1 protein-coding gene is annotated in these 389 nt (G+C 49.1%); it reads left to right on the top strand.

Annotated features, from left to right (window positions below; all coding sequences use genetic code 11):
• A partial coding sequence (locus tag AC1EU0_RS19210; RefSeq protein ID WP_480304382.1) for an Ig-like domain-containing protein occupies positions 1–389 on the top strand: 389 nt, incomplete at both ends.

Raw genomic sequence — 389 nt, forward strand, 5'->3', positions numbered from 1 at the left:
ACGAAGACACAGGTTCAGCATCAGACGATAACATCACCAACAAGGGAGCATACACCTTAGTCGAGTCCTCAGTAGAAGCAGGCGCGACGGTGGAGTATCGCCTTAACAATGGTGAATGGACCACAGAAAAGCCAACGGCTGTTGAAGGCGCTAATACCATTGAAGTGCGTCAAACCGACAGCGCGGGCAACGTTTCGGCTTCAAGCTCTCTAACCTTCACCTTAGATACCGATGCCGATGTTGATGACGACTTAACCGTAAGTCCTGTTGATGACGTCATCAATGGCAATGAAGTCAATGCGGTAGAAGTTAATCTTGACGGCATCGATAGCGACGTTGAAACGGTCAAAGTGACCTTCACCGACATCAATGGACAAACGCGAGAGGTT

Source organism: Parashewanella sp. 2210YD4-3, assembly GCF_056591735.1.